This window comes from Weizmannia sp. FSL K6-0777, from assembly GCF_038593185.1.
Taxonomy (GTDB): domain Bacteria; phylum Bacillota; class Bacilli; order Bacillales; family Bacillaceae_C; genus Weizmannia; species Weizmannia faecalis.
On the sequence record NZ_CP151971.1, the window covers coordinates 107,081 to 126,589 of the forward strand.

Below are 19,509 nucleotides of genomic sequence, written 5' to 3' on the forward strand. Positions count from 1 at the left end.
CATAAAAATAGTCCCCGCAGACACAAGGGCTTTTTAATTTGTCCTGCCGTAGCAGTAAAAGCTTTTCAAAGCGCTTGACCTCCAATGAACCCGCACCCGCAATCTGTCTGGGTTAATCTTTACCGCTCGCTGCACACGCAGTCCCATCGGGTGGTCCGTGAACATCCGATTGTCTCCCCAAACAGAAATGCTGAAAAAAGGGGCAGTTTTCCTAGTTGCATTTTCTGTAAGGAATCCTGTATAATTAAAGTCAAATATAGTCAAAGTCAAAAGAAGGTGTCAGGAGGTGGCTTTGATGAAAAATATATCGGATATCATAGAGGAATATTTGAAACGGATTCTGGAGCTGAATGAAACAGAAATCCTTGAAATAAAACGCAATGAGATTGCCGATAAGTTCCAATGTGTCCCCTCACAAATTAATTATGTCATCAATACGCGGTTTACGATTGAAAGAGGGTATATTGTTGAAAGTAAAAGGGGCGGCGGCGGCTATATCCGAATCATGAAAGTGCGGCCTGAAAGCGATGCGGAACTGATTGACCAGCTGCTTGTGCATATCGGCAATGTCATCTCCCAGTCGAATGCGGAAGCCATCATTCTCCGCCTCGTTGAAGAAGAGGTGATCTCAAGGCGGGAGGCAAAAATCATGCTCAGCGTGATGGACCGCTCCGTGCTCTACATCCAGTTGCCGGAACGGGATGAACTGCGTGCCAGAATGTTGAAATCGATGTTAACGACCTTAAAATACAAGTAACAATAGAGGTGAGTATGCCGTGATTTGCCAGGAATGCAATGAAAGGCCGGCAACGATGCATTTTACTAAAATTATAAACGGTGTGAAAACGGAATTCCATCTTTGCGAGAAGTGCGCGCAGGAGAAGGGGGAAAAGTTTTCATCGGATTGGGGGAAAACCTTTTCCTTCGATAATCTGCTCGCGGGCCTTTTTAATTTTGATCCGGCCATCCAACTTTTCAAACAGGAAACAGCACCTGACCCGGATGTGCTTCGCTGCAACCATTGCGGGATGACATTGAACCAGTTTTTAAACACAAGCCGGTTAGGCTGCCCGCATTGCTATGAGACGTTTCAGCACCAGCTTGTTCCGATTTTGCAGCGCCTTCATGGCGGCAACGTTGCGCATGAAGGAAAAATACCTGCACGGATTGGCGGTGCCATTTATACAAAGAAAAAATTGCAGGAATTAAAGGCGGCGTTGCAGGAAGCCATCAGCCAGGAAGAATTTGAAAAAGCAGCAGAACTCCGCGATCAAATTCGCGCACTTGAAGGTTCTTCTCAAGCAAAAGGAGGGGAACAATAATGTCTTTAGAACATTTTTTGCACAAAGCGTCCAGCTCCTGGATGAACGAGCAAGGGCCTGAATCGGAAATTGTGCTGACGACACGGGTTCGTCTGGCAAGAAATTTAAAAAATTACCGGTTCCCGTCCTTGTTTACCAGCGAGGAAGCAAGGGAAATTATGAAAACAATCCAGGATATCGCCCGAAATCATTTTCCGGCTGAAATGCAGGCTGAATTTTTAAAAATGGACGAATTAAAACCGCTCGAAAAAAGGGTGCTTGTGGAGAAACACCTGATTAGCCCGCAACTTGCCGAAGAAGCGGGTGACGGGGCAGTTATTTTGTCAAGCGGCGAAGATATTAGTATTATGATAAATGAGGAAGATCATTTACGCATACAATGTCTTTCTCCAGGGCTTCAATTGCATGAAACGCTTCAGAAAGCCAATCAGCTTGATGACCTGCTTGAAAATTGGGTCGATTATGCTTTTGATGAAACGCTCGGTTACTTAACCAGCTGCCCGACAAATGTCGGAACGGGCATCCGCGCATCGGCCATGATGCATTTGCCGGGACTTGTGCTGACACAGCAAATTAAACAAATCATTCCGGCGATTCATCAGCTTGGTTTGGTGGTAAGAGGAATATATGGCGAAGGAAGCGAAGCCATCGGAAATATTTTTCAAATTTCCAACCAGGTGACACTCGGAACATCGGAAGACAATATTGTCTCGGATTTAACCAGTGTCATCCGGCAGATCATTACACAGGAAAGATCGGCAAGGGAAGCATTGGTGCAGACTTCAAACATACAATTAGAAGACAGGGTTTACCGTTCGCTCGGTGTCCTGCAAAACAGCAGGATCATTGAAACAAAAGAAGCGGCCCGTTGTTTGTCCGATGTCCGGCTGGGAATTGATCTGGGCTATATTCAAAACATTTCGAAACAAATTTTAAATGAATTGATGATTTTAATGCAGCCGGGTTTTTTACAGCTTTATGCCGGAAGAGCGCTCAGCCCGTATGAAAGGGATATCCGGAGGGCTACACTGATAAGAGAACGTTTGAGGCTTGAGGAGACCAAATGAACAGGAGGAATGACAGATGATGTTTGGAAGATTTACAGAGAGAGCCCAGAAAGTGCTGGCCCTTTCCCAGGAAGAAGCAATCCGCCTGAAACATAACAATATCGGAACGGAACATATTTTGCTCGGACTTGTCCGCGAAGGGGAAGGCATCGCGGCAAAAGCGCTGTACGGCCTGGGTTTAAGCGCCGAAAAAATCCAGGAAGAAGTGGAAACCCTGATCGGGAACGGCCAGGAAATTTCCCAAACGATCCACTACACGCCAAGGGCCAAAAAAGTGATTGAACTGTCAATGGATGAAGCGAGAAAACTCGGGCACTCCTATGTTGGAACGGAACATATCCTCCTCGGGCTGATCCGTGAAGGTGAAGGCGTGGCGGCACGCGTGCTGACAAATCTCGGCGTTAGCTTAAATAAAGCAAGGCAACAGGTGCTCCAATTATTGGGAAACAGTGAAGCGTCCGTACAGGGCGGTTCGGCGGCCAGCGTCAGCACACCGACACTGGACAGTCTGGCCCGCGATTTAACAGCGATCGCACGGAAAGATTCCCTTGATCCTGTAATCGGGCGCAGCAAAGAAATTCAACGCGTCATTGAAGTACTGAGCCGGAGGACAAAAAACAACCCTGTCCTTATCGGGGAACCGGGCGTTGGGAAAACGGCCATTGCAGAAGGCCTTGCCCAGCAAATTGTGCATAATGAAGTGCCGGAAACGCTGCGTGACAAACGGGTTATGACGCTTGATATGGGTACGGTTGTGGCCGGTACAAAATACCGTGGCGAATTTGAAGACCGCCTGAAAAAAGTCATGGATGAAATCCGCCAGGCCGGTAATATCATTCTTTTCATCGATGAATTGCATACCTTAATTGGGGCCGGCGGTGCGGAAGGAGCCATTGATGCTTCCAATATTTTAAAACCGTCGCTTGCCCGCGGCGAACTGCAGTGCATCGGGGCTACAACACTGGATGAATACCGGAAATATATTGAAAAAGATGCTGCACTGGAAAGAAGGTTCCAGCCGATCCAGGTCGATGAGCCGACGATTGATGAGTCGATCCAGATTTTAAAAGGGCTGCGCGATCGCTATGAAGCACACCATCGCGTCTCGATTACCGATGAGGCGATCGAAGCCGCTGTAAAACTTTCGGACCGCTATATCGCAGATCGGTTCCTGCCGGATAAAGCGATTGACTTAATCGATGAAGCCGGATCGAAAGTGCGTCTTCGTTCCTTTACAACGCCGCCGAATTTGAAAGAACTGGAATTGAAACTGGAAGAGGTACGCAAGGAAAAAGATGCGGCCGTCCAGAGCCAGGAATTTGAAAAAGCGGCTGCGTTAAGGGATACCGAACAGAAACTGCGCGAACAGCTGGAGGAAACGAAGAAAAACTGGAAGGCAAAACAAGGCCAGGAAAACAGTGAAGTCACAGTCGATGATATAGCGCTTGTTGTTTCGAGCTGGACGGGAGTTCCGGTGACGAAACTGGCACAAACCGAAACGGAAAGGCTTCTGCACCTTGAAGAGATCCTTCATTCCCGGGTGATCGGGCAGGAAGAAGCGGTACTTGCAGTGGCGAAAGCAGTCCGCCGTGCACGGGCAGGATTAAAAGATCCGAAACGCCCGATCGGTTCCTTCATTTTCCTCGGGCCAACAGGGGTCGGAAAAACAGAACTGGCGCGGGCGCTTGCGGAAGCGATGTTCGGCGATGAGGATGCCATGATCCGGATCGACATGTCCGAATACATGGAGAAACATTCGACTTCCCGCCTCGTAGGTTCGCCGCCTGGATATGTCGGTTTTGAAGAAGGCGGGCAGCTGACGGAAAAGGTACGGAGAAAACCGTATTCGGTTGTGCTGCTTGATGAAATTGAAAAAGCGCACCCGGATGTGTTCAACATTTTGCTCCAGGTACTGGATGACGGCCGGCTGACCGATTCCAAGGGCCGCACGGTTGATTTTAGCAATACGATTGTCATCATGACATCGAATGTCGGCGCAGATGCTTTAAAACGCAACAAGAGCGTCGGGTTCACCATTCAGGATACCGTCGAGGCCGATTATAAAGACATGAAGGACAAAGTGCTCGAGGAACTGAAAAAAGCGTTCCGGCCTGAGTTTTTGAACCGTGTTGATGAAACCATTGTGTTCCATTCGCTCGAGAAGAAACAGTTGAACGAAATTGTCACGTTGATGGCGAAAGAATTGTCGGACCGGTTAAAAGAGCATCATATCGAACTTGTGCTGACGGATGCCGCAAAAGAAAAAGTGGCGGAAAAAGGCTACGATCCGGAATACGGCGCGCGGCCGCTGCGCAGATCGATTCAGAAAAACATCGAAGACCGCCTTTCGGAAGAAATGCTGAAAGGCAATATAAAAGAAGGGCAAAAGGTATTGGTCGATGTAAAAGACGGCGAATTTACTTTTGCCAGTGTGGCAGAGTCGGAAGCTGTATCGTCCAATTCTTAATGCCGAAAGCAGGAAAGGGTACAATGGTTTTGGCGATTGTACCCTTTTTTTCACATATATAAAATTTCGCGCCAAAATCAATGGCGATTAGGATAACATTGCTTCTGGCAACACATAAAGAAGGAGTAATGTTTCTTTCAACCTATGTGGCGGTTTCTTATACGATTTTAATTCAATTTCAAGATACTTTGTTTACACTTATACACATAGATATGAGGGAAAGGGGTTTAAGATGGCAAAAAAAACCGTGAAGTTTGTTTGCCAAAACTGCGGCTACGAGTCGCCAAAATGGATGGGAAAGTGCCCGCAATGCAGCCAGTGGAACCAGATGGTGGAGGAAGCGGAGACGCCAAAACGGAGGGGCTTTTTTTTACATCCGGAGCCTGGAAATGAAACCAAAGCGGCACCTATTACGTCTATAGAGTCTAAAGAAGAAAAAAGGACAAAAGTGGATTTTGGAGAGCTGAACCGTGTCCTCGGAGGCGGCATTGTTGCCGGATCACTTGTTTTGATCGGCGGGGATCCCGGGATCGGCAAATCAACGCTGCTTTTGCAAGTGTCATCACAACTGGCAAAGCACGGGTTAAATGTACTGTATATTTCCGGGGAGGAATCGGCGAAACAGACGAAGTTAAGGGCGGATCGGTTAAACATCCATACCGACCATCTTTATGTGCTGCCGGAAACGGACCTTTCCGTGATCCAGCAGGCGATAGATGAACTGAATCCCGGCTTTGTTGTCATTGATTCCATCCAGACGATTTACCATCCGGAAATCCAGTCTGCGCCGGGCAGTGTGTCGCAAGTGAGGGAAACGACTGCACAGCTGATGCGGACGGCAAAAACAAAAAACGTGGCCATCTTCATTGTCGGCCACGTGACAAAAGAAGGCTCCATTGCCGGTCCGCGCGTGCTTGAACATATGGTGGATACGGTCCTGTATTTTGAAGGTGAACGCCATAACGCCTACCGGATATTAAGGGCGGTCAAAAACCGCTTTGGTTCGACGAATGAAATTGCGATTTTGGAAATGAAAGAATCCGGTTTGGAAGAAGTCCAGAACCCTTCCGAAATTTTTCTGGAAGAACGGACAAAAGGTGCAGCCGGTTCTACCGTGGTGGCTTCCATTGAGGGGACGCGCCCGGTCCTTGTCGAGATCCAGGCGCTGTTGGCCCCGACGTTTTTCAATATGCCGCGGCGGATGGCATCCGGGATTGACTATAACCGTGTCACGCTGATTATGGCGGTGCTTGAAAAACGGGCCGGTCTTTTGATTCAGAACCAGGATGCTTATTTAAAAGTCGCCGGCGGCCTGAAAGTGGATGAACCGGCAGTGGATTTGGCAGTTGCTGTCAGCGTGGCATCCAGTTTTCGCGACAAGCCGACAAATGCGGATGACTGCATTATCGGAGAGGTCGGGCTGACGGGGGAAGTCAGGCGGGTGTCCAGGATTGAGCAGCGCGTCCAGGAAGCGGCAAAACTTGGTTTCCGGCGGGCGATCATCCCGAAAAATAATATGGGCGGGTGGACGCCGCCAAAAGAGATTCAAGTGATCGGCGTCTCCACAATCCAGGAAGCTTTGCAAGCGGCACTCGGCGGATGAGAAAGGGAACAAATTTCCGTGCCTTCTATGTGTTCTTTGGATCAGTGCGTGAGGGTACCGGAGGAAGCGGAAGGCACTGGGAAGTGAAGGAAAGCGTGGAAAAAAACGGAACCCACTTGATAAGCAAATAACTGCCGCAAATCTGCGTTTACAGGATCCGTTATGATGTAAAGACAGAAAAGACAGCGGCTGGCAGGATACAAATTTTAAAAGAAAGCAGGGGATGTGCATGAAGCCTGAAAATGCCCGGAGAAAACCGCGGCGATTAACTGGCTCGGTAGGGAAAAATACGAAGGCAAACGTTTTAAACCATATTTTTTGTTTATAATGTATAAAGGAGGTGAACATGTTGTTAAGACGGCTTATACAAATTTGTTTGGTACTGATTGGCGGCACGCTCGGTGTTTTCCTGCTGCCTGATTTTTACAAGCTTGTGAAAGTGGATTATGTGTTAATCAACAACCCGTATGTTTCAGCGCTGTTGGGGGCTATTATCTTTTATCTTATTACTTTCTGGTCCATTCATTATATCGTTGATTTTGTCGATTGGTTTGAGGATTCACTGGTAAAAGTCCCGATGACGGAAATTTTTTCCGGCACCTTTGGCCTTGTGCTCGGCCTGATTATTGCTTATCTGGCAAGCATTCCGGTGCGGGGAATTCCGATTGTCAATACAATTGTGTCGATTACACTTACAGTATTGCTCGGTTATATCGGATTTCAGGTCGGTTTTAAGAAAAGAGAGGAAATTTTCAATTTGTTTTTCAACCGGCAGCATAGACGGAAAGGCGGGACAGAGCAAGAAGGGCATCCGCAGCCTGGAAAACAGGTGAAGATTCTTGATACAAGCGTTGTCATCGACGGACGGATTGCGGATATTTGCCAGACCGGTTTTCTTGACGGGCCGATTGTGATTCCGCTCTTTGTGCTTGAAGAATTGCAGCATATTGCCGATTCTTCGGATGCTTTGAAAAGAAACCGGGGCCGGCGTGGGCTTGATATCTTGAACCGGATACAGAATGAACTGCCGATCGAAGTGCAAATGTATGAAGGCGATTTTGAAGATATCCAGGAAGTTGACAGCAAGCTCATTAAACTGGCAAAATTGATGAACGGGATTGTCGTGACGAATGATTATAATTTAAATAAAGTATGTGAATTCCAGAAAGTCAAGGTGCTCAATATCAATGACCTTGCCAACGCCGTAAAACCGGTTGTGCTCCCCGGCGAAGAGCTCAATGTGCAACTCATTAAAGACGGGAAAGAGCATCACCAGGGGATTGCCTATTTGGATGACGGCACGATGATTGTTGTCGAAGAAGGCAAAAATTACATTGGCAAACGCATTGATGTGCTCGTGACAAGCGTCCTGCAGACTTCGGCGGGCCGGATGATTTTTGCCAAGCCGAAACTGCTTGAAAAAGCGTTATAATGCAGCCTGGAACACCCGCGGCGCCGGACGCGGGAAGTTCATACAGGATGCCGGGGGAGATTGGATTTGACAGATTATGAGGTGATTATACCGGCAGCCGGATCGGGGAAGCGGATGGGCGCAGGGTTCAACAAATTATTTCTTGAACTGAACAAGCGCCCGGTCATTGCGGTTACAGCAGAAGTTTTTTTGGCCGATCCGTCCTGCAAAAAGTTGATACTTCCCGTGCAGCCGCATGATAGGGAAGAGATGAAGCGTATTTTGCCCCGCTCGGAAAAAATAGTATTTGCCCGCGGCGGTTCTGAACGGCAATATAGCGTACGGAACGGGCTGGAACTTGCCGGAAGCTGCAGTGTCATTCTTGTGCATGACGGTGCAAGGCCGTTTATCAGCGCCGGATCCATTGCAGCGCTGGCGGCAATGGCCGGGGAAAAAGGGGCGGCGATAGCGGCTGTTCCGGTAAAAGACACGATCAAAAGAGCAAAAGACCAGATTGTAACCGAGACGATTGAGCGGAGCAGCTTGTGGCAGATCCAAACGCCACAAGCTTTTCGCACGTCTGTCTTGAAAAAAGCGCATGAAGCGGCGGAACGGGACGGCTTTCTCGGAACGGATGAAGCCTCACTGGTCGAACGGATCGGCCATCCTGTACATATTGTGCCGGGAAGTTATGATAATATTAAAATTACGACACCGGAAGATCTTTATTTCGCAGAAGCGATTTTAAAAAAGCAGGGGGGAGGATGAAGATGTTCAGGATCGGACAAGGCTTTGACGTGCACCGGTTCGGGGAGGGACGTCCCTTGATGATTGGGGGAGTTGAAATTCCATATGAAAAAGGTTTGCTCGGCCACTCCGACGCGGATGTGTTGCTTCATGCCGTAGCGGATGCCTGTCTCGGGGCCATTGGGGAAGGGGATATCGGCCGGCATTTTCCGGATACAGATGCGGCATTTAAAGATGCGGATTCTGCGGCGCTTTTGGCGCATGTTTTTCAGCTTGTGAAACAAAAAGGATACAAGCTCGGCAATCTTGATTGCACGATTATTGCCCAAAAGCCGAAAATGGCGCCCTATATCGGGAAAATGCGGGAAACGATCGCGCGCATTTTGGAAGCGGAGATCGGGCAGGTCAATGTCAAGGCGACCACGACGGAAAAACTCGGCTTTGCCGGGCGCGAAGAGGGCATTGCGGCGCAGGCGGCGGTACTGCTGGAGCAGGCTTAACCGGCGTGGCTGCAAGGGTGCTGGAACAAGCCGGGCAGTTTAGGGCGCGTACTGCCTGCAAGAACCTTTTAACCGGTGTATGGCAGCAGATGTTTCGTCGAAAATGGTGTAACGGAGCCGGGCGGCTGTTTACGGGAACCCGTTTTTCGCTGGAACAAGTATAGTTGGGGTATAGCTGCAAAAGAGTGGGCGCGATCGGGACAAGCCAGGCGGTTTAGGTCCCGTAATGCTGCTGGAACAAGCATAACAGCAGAGATTTTGCCTGCAAGGTGTGTGATTAACATCACGTAAAACATCTTTCATCCGCCGGGCCGGAACGAGCCACCGGTTTACGGCTTTTTCAGACGGTGATACAATAAAATAAGACAAAAAGCGACAATTTAAAGGAGAATCGACATGGCAAACGAAATCAGAGTACGGTACGCTCCGAGCCCGACCGGTTTTTTGCATATCGGGAATGCCCGTACCGCATTATTCAATTATTTATTTGCGCGCAGCAAAGGTGGAAAGTTCATTATCCGGATTGAAGATACCGACCAGAAGCGGAATGTGGAAGGCGGCGTGGAAAGCCAGCTGAAATATTTGAAATGGCTCGGCATCGACTGGGACGAAAGCATTGATGTCGGCGGCGAATACGGGCCTTACCGCCAGTCGGAACGCCTCGATATTTATAAAAAATATTATGAAGATCTGCTTGACCGCGGGCTGGCTTATAAATGCTATTGTACGGAAGAAGAACTGGAAGCCGAACGTGAAGCCCAGCTTGCACGCGGGGAAATGCCGCGTTATTCCGGGAAATGCCGCCATCTGACAGAAGAAGACAGGAAGCGGCTTGAAGCGGAAGGCCGGAAACCGAGCCTCCGTTTCCATGTTCCGGAAGGCAAAGTGTATACGTTCAACGATATCGTAAAAGGCGAAGTATCTTTTGAATCGGACGGAATCGGCGACTTTGTCATCGTTAAAAAAGACGGGATGCCGACTTATAATTTTGCGGTTGCGATCGATGATCATTTAATGAAAATTTCCCACGTGCTCCGGGGGGACGACCATATTTCCAACACGCCGAAACAGCTGATGATTTATGAAGCATTCGGTTTTGAACCGCCGGTATTCGGCCACATGACGCTGATTGTCAATGAGCACCGGAAAAAACTGAGCAAACGCGACGGAAGCATCATTCAGTTTATTGAGCAGTACGCGGAACTCGGTTATTTGCCGGAAGCGTTGTTTAATTTTATTGCCATGCTCGGCTGGTCACCGAAGGGCGAGGAAGAAATTTTTTCGCGGGAAGAATTTATCCAGATTTTTGACCCGGAACGGCTGTCGAAATCGCCTGCTTTGTTTGACCGCCAAAAATTGGCATGGATGAACAACCAGTATATGAAAAAGCTCGATTTGGATAAAGTTGTGGAGCTTGCGTTGCCGCATCTTGTAAAAGCAGGGCTCGTTCCGGAAAACCGGACACCTGAAGAAGAACAATGGGTGCGCAAACTCATCTCTCTCTATCAGGAACAAATGAGCTACGGCGCGGAAATTGTCGAATTGTCGAAACCGCTCTTCTTTACGGATGAAATCACATATGACGACGAAGCAAAGGCGATTTTGTCGGGAGAGCACGTTCCGGAAGTGCTCCGTGCATTCCTTGAAGAACTGGACAGAATCGAACCATTTGAAGCAGGCGAAATCAAAAAAGCGATCAAAGCAGTGCAAAAAGCAACCGGACAAAAGGGGAAAAAGCTGTTTATGCCGATCCGTGTTGCCGTTAGCGGCCAGACACACGGCCCGGAACTGCAAAGCCTGATCGAACTGCTCGGCAGGGAAAAAGTAAAGAAACGCCTTGAAAGAATCACGGGTTAACATTTTTTCGAAAATAGGATATGATATGGTTAAAATAGATGTATGAAAAAGCGTTGAGAAGGAGAAGTAGGAAGAGGACGCTTCAAAGAGAGAACCATCGCCGGCTGAAAGTGGTTTAAGCCCCTCCTTTTCTGAAATGCACCTTCGAGCCTGTATCTGAACGCGTTTGCCAGTAGGATGCAGCGGGGGCCGCCCGTTAACAGGGAAAGTTGGGCAGCGGGCAAGGCCTGCCGCCAAACAGAGTGGAACCGCGCGATCAAGAAGCGTCTCTGTCCGTTGCAGAGGCGCTTCTTTTTTAAATTGCAGGTCCGATGACACATCCGGCTGATGGAAATGCAAAGCGGAAGAAATTTTATAAACGGACGGGGAATGGGAAAAAAACAAGCGAAAGGGGAGTAGCACATGTTTAAGCGGTTGAAGGAAGACATTGAAGTGGTTTTTGATCAGGATCCGGCAGCACGGACGTATTTTGAAGTGATCTTGACTTACTCCGGTCTTCATGCCATCTGGGCACACCGGATTGCGCACTTTTTTTATAAAAAGAAAATGTTTTTTATCGCCCGGGTGATTTCGCAGCTCAGCCGCTTCTTTACCGGAATTGAAATCCACCCCGGTGCACAAATCGGCAGGCGGTTTTTCATCGACCACGGCATGGGGGTTGTGATCGGGGAAACGTGCGAAATCGGCGATAACGTGACGGTTTACCAGGGCGTTACGCTCGGCGGCACCGGGAAGGAAAAGGGCAAGCGCCATCCGACAATTAAAGACAATGCGTTAATCGCAAGCGGGGCGAAAGTTTTAGGTTCGATTACGATTGGGGAAAATGCAAAAATAGGGGCAGGTTCTGTCGTATTAAAGGATGTCCCCCCCAATTCGACAGTGGTCGGCATTCCTGGCAGGGTCGTCGTCCAGGACGGCGTCAAAATTAAAAAAGATTTAAAACATAATGAGCTGCCTGACCCTGTTGCAGACCGCCTGAACAGCATGCAGCAGGAAATCGAGGCTTTGCGGTCGGAATTGGAACAACTGAGAAAGGAAGGGGCAAGAATGTATGAGCATTCAGATATATAATACGTTAACAAGAAAGAAGGAGCCGTTTATCCCGCTTGAAGAGGGGAAAGTGAAAATGTATGTATGCGGCCCGACTGTCTATAATTATATCCATATTGGAAATGCGCGGCCGGCGATCGTATTTGACACGGTCAGACGATATTTGGCATTTCGGGGTTATGATGTAAACTATGTGTCGAATTTCACCGATGTGGACGATAAACTCATTAAAGCCGCAAAAGAACGCGGAGAAGAAGTGCCGGCTTTAAGCGAACGGTTTATCAAGTCTTATTTTGAAGATATTGATGCGCTCGGTTGCTGCCATGCAGACGCCCATCCGCGCGTGACGGAAAATATGGATGCGATTATCGCGTTTATTGAAAAATTAATTGAAAAAGGCCATGCCTATGAATCAGGCGGTGATGTTTACTACCATACGAGAAGTTTTCCGGACTACGGTAAATTGTCTCATCAATCGATTGACGAATTGAAATCAGGTGCGAGAATTGAAGTAGGGGAAAAGAAAGAAGACGCCCTTGATTTTGCCCTTTGGAAAGCGGCAAAAGAGGGGGAAATTTCGTGGGACAGTCCGTGGGGGAAAGGCCGGCCGGGATGGCATATTGAATGCTCGGCCATGGCGAAGAAATATCTTGGCGATACGATCGACATCCACGCGGGCGGGCAGGACCTGACTTTTCCGCACCACGAAAATGAAATTGCCCAGTCAGAAGCTTTGACAGGCAAACCGTTTGCTCGTTACTGGATGCATAACGGCTATATCAATATTGATAACGAGAAAATGTCGAAGTCGCTCGGAAACATTGTGCTTGTCCATGACATCATCGAGCGGCACGATCCACAAGTTTTGCGCTTTTTCATGCTGTCGGTGCATTACCGCCATCCGATCAACTACAGCGAGGAACTGCTTGCCAATGCGAAGGCAGGGCTTGAACGGATCAAAACGTCGTACCAAAATGTAAAGCACCGGCTTGAATCCAGTGCAAATCTGGCAGAAGATGATGAAAAATGGCTGGAACAGGTCCGTTCGCTCCATCGCCAGTTTATCGAGGCAATGGATGATGATTTCAATACGGCAAACGGTATTTCTGTTTTGTTCGAACTGTCGAAGCAGGCCAATTATTACTTGCGGGGAAAAAATACGACAGAAACTGTTCTCCGGGCATTTATGAAAGAGTTTGAAACGATTTCCGGCGTTCTCGGCCTGAAGCTCGAGGAAGAAGTGCTTTTGGACGAAGAAATTGAAGCGCTGATTGAAAAACGGAATGAAGCAAGAAAGGCACGCAATTTCCAACTGGCTGACGAAATCCGTGACAAGTTGAAAAGCATGAATATCATTCTTGAAGATACGCCTCAAGGGGTGAGATGGAGACGCTTATGACGGTCACCCTTGATCCGAAACAACTGAACAGCCTCGCGCTTGCTTATATGGGAGATGCGGTATATGAAGAATATATCCGGCACCATGTCCTTTTGCAGGGAAAAACGAAGCCGAACCGCCTTCACCGGGAAGCGATCCGCTTTGTTTCCGCGAAGGCGCAGGCTCAAGTTTTAAAACAGATGATGAACGAAGATCTTTTAACGGAAGAAGAAACCGCTGTTGTCCGGCGTGGCAGAAATGCAAAATCGGGCACGGTTCCGAAAAATACGGATGTCCAGACATACCGGCACAGCACTGCATTTGAAGCGCTGATCGGCTATCACTATTTATCCGGCAGCCGGGAGCGGATGGAGGCGCTGATTGAAAAAGCAATAGGCATTGTCGAAGACCAGAAAGGAGGGGCGCGCTGATGGACCAGGAATACATTGCTGGCAAAAACCCGGTGCTGGAAGCGTTAAGAGCGGGCCGGGAAATCAACAAAATCTGGGTTGCGGAAGGTTCACAAAAAGGCGCCATGAAGCAGGTGATGGAGCTTGCAAGGGAAAGAAAAGTGACCGTCCAATTTGTCCCGAAAAAAAAGATTGACCAGGTGGCTGACGGGGCGCATCAGGGTGTACTGGCGCTCGTTGCCGCTTACCGGTATGCAGAAACAGGCGATATGTTCAAACTTGCCAAAGAGCGGAATGAACACCCGTTTATCCTGATCCTCGATGAATTGGAGGATCCGCATAATCTCGGCTCGATTTTACGGACGGCTGATGCGGTCGGCGCACACGGCGTCATTATCCCGAAAAGGCGCTCGGTCGCATTAACAGCAACGGTGGCGAAAGCTTCAACCGGCGCGATTGAACATATCCCGGTGGCGCGGGTAACAAACCTTTCGCAAACGATTGCCGGCTTAAAGCAGCAAGGGCTGTGGATTGCGGGAACCGATGCTTCCGGGACGACCGATTACCGGCAAATGGATGCCGATCTGCCGCTATGTCTTGTCATCGGCAGTGAAGGGAAGGGGATGAGCAGGATCGTAAAAGAAGCATGCGACTTTCTGATCCGCCTTCCGATGGCAGGGCATGTGACTTCGCTCAACGCGTCCGTTGCTGCCGGCCTGCTCATGTATGAGGTTTACAGGAAGCGCCATCCGCTTGGTGAATAAAATGAATATTTTGCTGGTGGACGGCTATAACATCATTGGCGCCTGGCCGGAACTGCAAAAATTGAAACAAAAAGACCTTGGCGCCGCCAGAGACCGGCTTGTTGAGATCATGGCGGAATACCAGGGCTATACGGATGACAAAGTCATCGTCGTTTTTGATGCTTACGGGGTGAAAGGCCTGGAAAAAAAGTACCGCTATCACAAAGTGGAAGTCATTTTTACAAAAGAAAATGAAACAGCAGATGAACGGATTGAAAAAATGGCCATTAAACTGAACAACATCCGCACGCAGATTTATGTGGCCACATCCGATTTTACTGAGCAGTGGCAAATATTCGGCCAGGGCGCTTTAAGAATTTCAGCACGCGAACTGTTGACCAAAGTGGAAGTGATTGAACAAAAGATTAAAAGAAATGTAAAATCAATTCAAGAGGAAAAGCCGGCAACAAGAATACCGTTAAGCCAGGAGGTCATGGAAATTTTCGAAAAATTACGCAGGGGGAAAAGATGAGCGGTTGACGATTGAAAATTCTGTACTGTATAATAGCTTTTATCGAATGCTCATGGGGGGATATAGGTGAACCTGAACATTGAGGCAGCATATGAAGAAAGATATGGCACGATGCAGGACGAAGAGTTGGTTGAACGGATACACAACGGCGAAAGCGAAGCGCTGGATTACTTGATCCAAAAATACAGAAACTTTGTCAGGGCAAAAGCGCGTTCTTACTTTATCATCGGGGCCGACCGCGAGGATATTATCCAGGAAGGCATGATCGGGCTGTATAAGGCCATACGCGACTACAGAGAGGACAAGCTCACGTCTTTCAGGGCTTTTGCTGAATTATGCATCAACCGGCAAATGATTACCGCAATTAAGACTGCCACCCGCCAAAAGCACATACCGCTTAATTCTTACATTTCCCTGGACAAGCCAATTTATGATGAAGAATCCGACCGTACGTTGATGGATGTCATCACCGGCGCGAAAATTTCCAATCCTGAAGAATTGATTTTAATCCGCGAAAAATATGTCCATATAGAAGTAAAAATATCCGAGCTGTTAAGCGATCTGGAAAGAAAAGTGCTCGCCCTTTACCTGGACGGGCAGTCCTACCAGGAAATTTCAGAAGAATTGAACCGCCATGTAAAATCAATTGATAACGCTTTACAACGCGTCAAAAAGAAGCTGGAGCGCCTGTTGGAAAGGAGGGAGCTGACTTACTGAAAAGGTGTTGTAAGCCGTATTTCCGCCAGGCCGTTTTTCCCGGATGCAAGTGCGGCATTAAGGCGTACAAAAAGCTATCTTTCAATGCCTGGTATTCAATGCTTTCGGGAAAAACCCGGCACATCCCTTCTTCTGCTACTGATTGACACAAGCTTTCTGCCGTGTTATGTTGATTTGTAGGATTTTATGTTTTGATACGATACCGGTACGGAACCGGCGGCGCCCAAAAGACTCTCCCGGTTTTCCGGGAGAGGTTCTTTACAGCGGCAGGTTCCGTTAACGCCGTAAGACCATAAGACAGCTGGTGATGAGATGCAGAAAAAAATGGTACTTGCCTGTTCGGTTTGCGGTTCGCGCAATTACACGACCACAACGGGCAACGGAAAGGCTGAAAGAATGGAATTAAAGAAGTTTTGCAAGCACTGCAACGAACACACCATCCACCGCGGCACAAAATAACAACGAACATGAGCTTACTTGGAGGTCTTAAATACATGTCCATCACAAAATTTTTTCGTAATGTAGCTTCCGAAATGCGAAAAGTCAGCTGGCCGGGGCGCAAAGAGCTGGTCAAATACACGATTACAGTCCTTGTAACGGTTGCTTTCCTGACATTGTTCTTTATTGTCATCGATCTCGGCATTTCCGCAGTGATCCGGTGGGCTGAAAACTCATTGTAAAATGATCATTTTACACTTGAATATCCAATGATAAAACATGGTATAATGGGAGTATCATAAGCAACGACTCAAACCCGGTTAGCGGGTTTTTTCATTTGCCCAAAAAATCAAAAGACCAACAGGGAGGGACGGACATCAAGTCCTATTAGATGGAAAAAAACTGGTATGTTGTCCATACGTATTCAGGCTATGAAAATAAAGTCAAAACCAATTTGGAAAAGCGCGTGGAATCAATGGGGATGCAGGATAAAATTTTCCGGGTAGTGGTACCGGAAGAAGAAGAACTTGAAGTGAAAAATGAGAAGAAAAAAGTGGTGAAACGAAAAGTTTTCCCGGGCTATGTCCTGGTGGAAATGGTGATGACGGATGATTCCTGGTATGTCGTCCGGAACACGCCGGGCGTCACCGGTTTTGTTGGGTCGTCGGGAGGCGGTTCCAAGCCGACGCCGCTCTTGCCAGAAGAAATTAATACCATCTTGAAACGGATGGGCATGGAAGAAAAACGGGCCGATGTGAACTTTGAAATCGGCGAGACGGTGACGGTAAAAGAAGGGCCGTTTGCGAATTTTGCCGGCAAGATTGTGGAAATGGACCGCGACAAAGGCAGGGCAAAAGTCATGGTCAATATGTTCGGGCGGGATACGCCGGTAGAGCTTGTTTTTGAACAAATTGATAAAATATAACGGGATAAAACTTGAAATCCATATGCTGAGATGTTAATATGTTATAAGTCAGTATGTTCTTTGCGGATGGCCCGCCTGACCGGGCACCCGCATGAACAGACACAATGCAATCACATGATTCTTATGATACACTCGTGACACGGTCATGAGATGAATTGGCTTCGGATATGGCTTGCCTTTTCGGCACGCCAATTGTCCGGCTAACCGCAGGAACTTGCGGGGATAGCCTGCGTAGACAGCGGAGCATGTTTCGGTGTCTGCAGGAAGCTCGCGGCTTCAGCCGTGGGGGGTTCAATCAAACAGATGAGTGGGAGGGCTCAGCCCCTGTTACCACATCACGGACTTAAGGAGGTGTGTCTCGTGGCTAAAAAAGTAGTAAAAATTGTTAAATTGCAGATTCCTGCCGGTAAAGCAAATCCTGCACCGCCTGTTGGTCCTGCACTGGGCCAGGCCGGCGTCAATATTATGGGATTTTGTAAAGAATTCAACGCTCGTACTGCAGATCAGGCAGGCTTGATTATACCTGTTGAAATCACGGTATTTGAAGACCGTTCATTTACATTCATCACAAAAACCCCGCCAGCTGCAGTTCTGCTGAAAAAAGCAGCCGGCATTGAATCCGGTTCCGGCGAGCCGAACCGTACAAAAGTGGCAACTGTGAAGCGTGACAAAGTGCGTGAAATCGCAGAAACAAAAATGCCTGACTTAAATGCGGCAAGTGTTGAAGCGGCAATGCGCATGGTGGAAGGCACGGCGCGCAGCATGGGGATTACGATCGAAGACTGATCCATGCAGTACTGGTTATGTCCAACGGGGTTGCGATGCGATACTGGCTCGCAACCTTTTTCGTGGGAGGTTATTCCGTTAAAACCACATTCGAGGAGGAAATACAAATGGCGAAAAAAGGAAAAAAATATGTTGACGCTTTGAAACTCGTTGACCGTTCCAAAGCTTACCCGGTTCAGGAAGCCATTGAACTGGTGAAAAAAACAAGTTTTACAAAATTTGATGCAACAGTTGAAGCTGCATTCCGCCTCGGCGTTGACCCGAAAAAAGCGGACCAGCAAATCCGCGGTGCTGTCGTGCTTCCAAACGGAACAGGGAAAACCCAGCGCGTGCTTGTTTTTGCAAAAGGCGAAAAAGCAAAAGAAGCGGAAGCAGCCGGTGCGGATTATGTCGGCGATACAGACTACGTCAACAAAATCCAGCAGGGCTGGTTTGATTTTGATGTCATCGTGGCAACGCCGGATATGATGGGCGAAGTTGGTAAACTCGGGCGCATCCTTGGGCCTAGAGGATTAATGCCGAACCCGAAAACCGGCACGGTAACATTTGATGTGACAAAAGCGGTCCAGGACATTAAAGCCGGTAAAGTCGAATATCGTGTTGACAAAGCGGGCAATGTCCATGCCCCGATCGGGAAAGCCTCTTTTGAACCGGAAAAGTTGGTTGAAAACCTGTCAACCTTGTTTGACACATTGATGAAAGCAAAACCGTCAGCTGCAAAAGGCACTTACATGAAGAATGTTTCTGTCACATCGACCATGGGGCCTGGCATCAAAGTAGACCCGTCTTCTTTTGTGGCAGCAAAATAATGATTTGACATGCTGCCTGCGGGCTGCTATAATTAAGAACGGTTTTAAAAAGTAAACATTTGTACCGTAGACAGCAGGTGCCGGAGGGCTTAATTTCCTGCCGAGGTAATGCGTATAAATCCGGGGGCGCCTTAAGGCCTCCGCATGCATGAAACCTCCATGTCTCGGGATATGGAGGTTTTGTTTTGGTATAAATGTTCATCAAGAATATCTGTAGGAGGTGTCAAGATGGGCAGTGCAATTGAACAAAAGAAACAACTGGTGGATGAAATCACCGATAAATTCAAATCAAGTACAGCCGTTGTGGTTGTCGATTACCGCGGTTTAAACGTGGCTGAAGTAACTGAGCTGCGTAAACAGCTGCGCGAAGCGGGCGTTGAATTTAAAGTGTATAAAAACACGATGACGCGCCGTGCTGTAGAAGCAGCCGGGATGGACGGATTGAACAGCGCGCTGACCGGCCCGAATGCGATCGCATTCAGTACGGAAGACGTGGTTGCGCCTGCGAGAATCCTTAATGATTTCGCAAAAGACCACGAAGCTTTGGAAATCAAAGCAGGTGTCATTGAAGGCAATGTTGCAACCGTTGATGAAATCAAAGCACTCGCAAAGCTTCCTTCACGCGAAGGCCTGCTTTCCATGCTTCTCAGCGTACTGCAGGCGCCAATCCGCAACTTTGCTCTTGCTGCAAAAGCAGTCGCAGATCAAAAAGAAGAACAAAGCGCATAAGTTTTACGGAATATACTT

21 protein-coding genes and 2 other annotated features are annotated in these 19,509 nt (G+C 48.2%); all 21 genes read left to right on the top strand.

Features of this window, described 5'->3' with window-relative positions; genetic code table 11:
* Nucleotides 1–295 precede the first annotated feature (295 nt).
* On the top strand, nt 296–757 hold the full coding sequence (locus NST70_RS00550; protein WP_328228661.1) for a CtsR family transcriptional regulator: 462 nt from the start codon (nt 296–298) through the stop codon (nt 755–757).
* Nucleotides 758–776: 19 nt separating this feature from the next.
* The gene (locus tag NST70_RS00555) at nt 777–1,322 is read left to right on the top strand and encodes a UvrB/UvrC motif-containing protein (protein WP_014096530.1); all 546 of its coding nucleotides are present in this window, start codon (nt 777–779) and stop codon (nt 1,320–1,322) included.
* A complete protein-coding gene (locus tag NST70_RS00560) occupies nt 1,322–2,389 on the top strand; it encodes a protein arginine kinase (RefSeq protein WP_014096529.1) in 1,068 nt (355 codons plus the stop codon). Before NST70_RS00555 ends, NST70_RS00560 begins: the two co-directional genes overlap by 1 nt.
* 16 nt (nt 2,390–2,405) lie before the next feature.
* Entirely contained in the window at nt 2,406–4,856 is a 2,451-nt protein-coding gene (gene clpC / locus NST70_RS00565) for an ATP-dependent protease ATP-binding subunit ClpC (RefSeq protein ID WP_342475485.1), read from the top strand.
* Between the two features lie 232 nt (nt 4,857–5,088).
* The gene (gene radA / locus NST70_RS00570; protein WP_035182978.1) at nt 5,089–6,459 is read left to right on the top strand and encodes a DNA repair protein RadA; all 1,371 of its coding nucleotides are present in this window, start codon (nt 5,089–5,091) and stop codon (nt 6,457–6,459) included.
* A gap of 346 nt (nt 6,460–6,805) precedes the next feature.
* Nucleotides 6,806–7,891: a PIN/TRAM domain-containing protein gene (locus NST70_RS00575; protein ID WP_014096525.1), complete on the top strand. Its 1,086-nt coding sequence runs from the start codon at nt 6,806–6,808 to the stop codon at nt 7,889–7,891.
* 66 nt (nt 7,892–7,957) lie between these two features.
* Complete coding sequence (ispD, locus tag NST70_RS00580) at nt 7,958–8,638, top strand: 2-C-methyl-D-erythritol 4-phosphate cytidylyltransferase (protein ID WP_014096524.1); 681 nt, start codon at nt 7,958–7,960, stop codon at nt 8,636–8,638.
* Between the two features lie 2 nt (nt 8,639–8,640).
* The gene (ispF, locus tag NST70_RS00585; protein ID WP_014096523.1) at nt 8,641–9,117 is read left to right on the top strand and encodes a 2-C-methyl-D-erythritol 2,4-cyclodiphosphate synthase; all 477 of its coding nucleotides are present in this window, start codon (nt 8,641–8,643) and stop codon (nt 9,115–9,117) included.
* Nucleotides 9,118–9,513: 396 nt separating this feature from the next.
* Nucleotides 9,514–10,974, top strand: coding sequence for a glutamate--tRNA ligase (gltX, locus tag NST70_RS00590; protein ID WP_061565121.1), 1,461 nt, complete (start codon nt 9,514–9,516; stop codon nt 10,972–10,974).
* Between the two features lie 44 nt (nt 10,975–11,018).
* Nucleotides 11,019–11,248, top strand: a binding site (T-box leader).
* 128 nt (nt 11,249–11,376) lie between these two features.
* Nucleotides 11,377–12,045, top strand: coding sequence for a serine O-acetyltransferase (gene cysE, locus NST70_RS00595; protein WP_014096521.1), 669 nt, complete (start codon nt 11,377–11,379; stop codon nt 12,043–12,045).
* Complete coding sequence (cysS, locus tag NST70_RS00600; RefSeq protein WP_061565122.1) at nt 12,026–13,423, top strand: cysteine--tRNA ligase; 1,398 nt, start codon at nt 12,026–12,028, stop codon at nt 13,421–13,423. Before cysE ends, cysS begins: the two co-directional genes overlap by 20 nt.
* Entirely contained in the window at nt 13,420–13,833 is a 414-nt protein-coding gene (locus NST70_RS00605; RefSeq protein ID WP_026684124.1) for a Mini-ribonuclease 3, read from the top strand. Before cysS ends, NST70_RS00605 begins: the two co-directional genes overlap by 4 nt.
* Entirely contained in the window at nt 13,833–14,576 is a 744-nt protein-coding gene (gene rlmB, locus NST70_RS00610; RefSeq protein ID WP_035182964.1) for a 23S rRNA (guanosine(2251)-2'-O)-methyltransferase RlmB, read from the top strand. The genes NST70_RS00605 and rlmB overlap by 1 nt, the downstream gene beginning before the upstream one ends.
* 1 nt (nt 14,577) lies before the next feature.
* The gene (locus NST70_RS00615; RefSeq protein WP_026104597.1) at nt 14,578–15,087 is read left to right on the top strand and encodes an NYN domain-containing protein; all 510 of its coding nucleotides are present in this window, start codon (nt 14,578–14,580) and stop codon (nt 15,085–15,087) included.
* Between the two features lie 111 nt (nt 15,088–15,198).
* Nucleotides 15,199–15,804: an RNA polymerase sporulation sigma factor SigH gene (gene sigH / locus NST70_RS00620; protein WP_052123306.1), complete on the top strand. Its 606-nt coding sequence runs from the start codon at nt 15,199–15,201 to the stop codon at nt 15,802–15,804.
* 312 nt (nt 15,805–16,116) lie between these two features.
* The gene (gene rpmG, locus NST70_RS00625; RefSeq protein WP_017551231.1) at nt 16,117–16,263 is read left to right on the top strand and encodes a 50S ribosomal protein L33; all 147 of its coding nucleotides are present in this window, start codon (nt 16,117–16,119) and stop codon (nt 16,261–16,263) included.
* A gap of 35 nt (nt 16,264–16,298) precedes the next feature.
* A complete protein-coding gene (gene secE / locus NST70_RS00630; RefSeq protein ID WP_017551230.1) occupies nt 16,299–16,484 on the top strand; it encodes a preprotein translocase subunit SecE in 186 nt (61 codons plus the stop codon).
* A gap of 149 nt (nt 16,485–16,633) precedes the next feature.
* A complete protein-coding gene (nusG, locus tag NST70_RS00635; RefSeq protein ID WP_061565123.1) occupies nt 16,634–17,167 on the top strand; it encodes a transcription termination/antitermination protein NusG in 534 nt (177 codons plus the stop codon).
* 360 nt (nt 17,168–17,527) lie between these two features.
* Nucleotides 17,528–17,953: a 50S ribosomal protein L11 gene (gene rplK, locus NST70_RS00640; protein WP_014096513.1), complete on the top strand. Its 426-nt coding sequence runs from the start codon at nt 17,528–17,530 to the stop codon at nt 17,951–17,953.
* 107 nt (nt 17,954–18,060) lie between these two features.
* A complete protein-coding gene (gene rplA / locus NST70_RS00645; RefSeq protein ID WP_061565124.1) occupies nt 18,061–18,762 on the top strand; it encodes a 50S ribosomal protein L1 in 702 nt (233 codons plus the stop codon).
* A gap of 46 nt (nt 18,763–18,808) precedes the next feature.
* Nucleotides 18,809–18,955, top strand: a sequence feature (ribosomal protein L10 leader region).
* 35 nt (nt 18,956–18,990) lie between these two features.
* On the top strand, nt 18,991–19,491 hold the full coding sequence (gene rplJ / locus NST70_RS00650; protein ID WP_061566909.1) for a 50S ribosomal protein L10: 501 nt from the start codon (nt 18,991–18,993) through the stop codon (nt 19,489–19,491).
* Nucleotides 19,492–19,509: the final 18 nt, after the last annotated feature.

Excerpts from the sequence above, each read along its gene's own strand:
- rpmG (WP_017551231.1), top strand. The coding sequence starts at position 16,117 with ATGCAGAAAAAAATGGTACTTGCCTGTTCGGTTTGCGGTTCGCGCAAT.
- gltX (WP_061565121.1), top strand. The coding sequence starts at position 9,514 with ATGGCAAACGAAATCAGAGTACGGTACGCTCCGAGCCCGACCGGTTTT.
- NST70_RS00575 (WP_014096525.1), top strand. The coding sequence starts at position 6,806 with ATGTTGTTAAGACGGCTTATACAAATTTGTTTGGTACTGATTGGCGGC.
- cysE (WP_014096521.1), top strand. The coding sequence starts at position 11,377 with ATGTTTAAGCGGTTGAAGGAAGACATTGAAGTGGTTTTTGATCAGGAT.
- cysS (WP_061565122.1), top strand. The coding sequence starts at position 12,026 with ATGAGCATTCAGATATATAATACGTTAACAAGAAAGAAGGAGCCGTTT.
- secE (WP_017551230.1), top strand. The coding sequence starts at position 16,299 with ATGTCCATCACAAAATTTTTTCGTAATGTAGCTTCCGAAATGCGAAAA.
- nusG (WP_061565123.1), top strand. The coding sequence starts at position 16,634 with ATGGAAAAAAACTGGTATGTTGTCCATACGTATTCAGGCTATGAAAAT.
- ispF (WP_014096523.1), top strand. The coding sequence starts at position 8,641 with ATGTTCAGGATCGGACAAGGCTTTGACGTGCACCGGTTCGGGGAGGGA.
- NST70_RS00615 (WP_026104597.1), top strand. The coding sequence starts at position 14,578 with ATGAATATTTTGCTGGTGGACGGCTATAACATCATTGGCGCCTGGCCG.
- NST70_RS00560 (WP_014096529.1), top strand. The coding sequence starts at position 1,322 with ATGTCTTTAGAACATTTTTTGCACAAAGCGTCCAGCTCCTGGATGAAC.
- rplJ (WP_061566909.1), top strand. The coding sequence starts at position 18,991 with ATGGGCAGTGCAATTGAACAAAAGAAACAACTGGTGGATGAAATCACC.
- NST70_RS00550 (WP_328228661.1), top strand. The coding sequence starts at position 296 with ATGAAAAATATATCGGATATCATAGAGGAATATTTGAAACGGATTCTG.
- rlmB (WP_035182964.1), top strand. The coding sequence starts at position 13,833 with ATGGACCAGGAATACATTGCTGGCAAAAACCCGGTGCTGGAAGCGTTA.
- rplA (WP_061565124.1), top strand. The coding sequence starts at position 18,061 with ATGGCGAAAAAAGGAAAAAAATATGTTGACGCTTTGAAACTCGTTGAC.
- clpC (WP_342475485.1), top strand. The coding sequence starts at position 2,406 with ATGATGTTTGGAAGATTTACAGAGAGAGCCCAGAAAGTGCTGGCCCTT.
- radA (WP_035182978.1), top strand. The coding sequence starts at position 5,089 with ATGGCAAAAAAAACCGTGAAGTTTGTTTGCCAAAACTGCGGCTACGAG.
- NST70_RS00605 (WP_026684124.1), top strand. The coding sequence starts at position 13,420 with ATGACGGTCACCCTTGATCCGAAACAACTGAACAGCCTCGCGCTTGCT.
- sigH (WP_052123306.1), top strand. The coding sequence starts at position 15,199 with ATGCAGGACGAAGAGTTGGTTGAACGGATACACAACGGCGAAAGCGAA.